The 1,360-nt window shown below is 61.7% G+C and carries 1 protein-coding gene; it reads right to left on the reverse strand.

All coding sequences use genetic code 11. The features are described from left to right. Positions 1 to 52: 52 nt before the first annotated feature. On the reverse strand, positions 53 to 1,360 hold a 1,308-nt coding region (locus AC1DRJ_RS27840), incomplete at its 5' end, for a sensor histidine kinase (RefSeq protein ID WP_477804978.1).

The following is a 1,360-nucleotide window of genomic DNA, read 5'->3' on the forward strand; positions in this document are numbered from 1 at the left end:
TGGTTTTACGACTGCTGCGCAGCCGAACGCAGCCTCGCAGGCTCGGCAGCTGCTACAAGGGTTGTGTCAGGGCTGAGTTTTTGCAATCCAGCACCAACCGCGCCCCACCGAGTTCGCTGCTGCCCACCTCCAGCGCAAACCCGTGCAGGCTGGCAATCGCCGCGACGATCGACAATCCCAATCCAAACCCGCTTTTCTGATGCCCCCCCTCAGCACGATAGAAGCGCTGAAACACCGCCTCGCGCTCGGCGTCTGGGATGCCCGGGCCGGAGTCGAGCACTTCGATTCGCGTAAATCCACCCTCACTGACCCCACGCAAAATCACCTCGCCCCCCGGCGGTGTGAACTTGATCGAGTTGCTCAGCAGATTCGCCACGGCTTCGAACAACAGCGCTCGATCCCCGTTGAGGGCTGGCAACGATGCCGGCAATTGCAGGGTGAAAACCAGTTCGCCTTCTTCCGCCAGCGGCAGGTAAAAATCGTGCAGCTCTTGCAGCAACGGCATCGGGTCCAGTTGCACAAAACCTGAGCGGCGCTGGCGATCTTCCAGCTCGGAAATCCGTAGCAATCCGCGAAAACGCGCCATCAAGGTGTCCGCTTCACCGAGTACGGAATCCAGTTGCACGGCCAGCGTCGAGCCGTCGTCAGCCTGTTGCTGAATCCGGTACAGCTGCGCCCGCAGGCGCGTCAATGGGGTGCGCAGGTCGTGGGCGATGTTGTCGCAGACCCCCTTGACMTCGTGCATCAAACGCTCGATGCGTTCCAACATGGCGTTGACGATGGCGGCGAGCATGTCCAGCTCATCGCGGCGGTTGGACAAGGGCAGGCGTCGGGTCAAGTCACCGGCGACGATGGCTTCGGCGCTGGCCTGGATCGCGCGGATACGCCGTAGCGGGCGACGTCGCAACAAGTGCCAACCGACAATGCCTGGAATGATCGTCAACGTGACGCCCCAGAGCAACGCATGAAGGATGATCCGGGTGACGGCAAACAACGAACCGTTGTCGCGCACCAGCACCAGCCAGCGACCGTCCCTGGTCTGGGTCGCGACCGCGTCGCAACTGTCGACGGGCAGAGTCGGGTCGTCGGAGTCGGCACAGTCGGTGAGCATATGAATCTTGCCGTCCAGCGGCAGGCCTTCGGGCATGTGGCGCAGAGCACCGCTGAGGTAGCGGTGCTCTGCATCGAACAGGCCATAGGCGTCGATGCCGCGGATGTCGAAGGTCATGCTCACGGCGAGGGCGTCCGCCAATTGTTCGCCCTGAAAGTGCGAAAACAAATGCTGACGTTGCATCAGCGAGTGCTTGGCCAGGTTGTCCAGGTAAGCCGACACCTCGTAGTACATGACGCCCATTAGGAT

It is taken from the genome of Pseudomonas sp. P5_B2 (assembly GCF_056400445.1).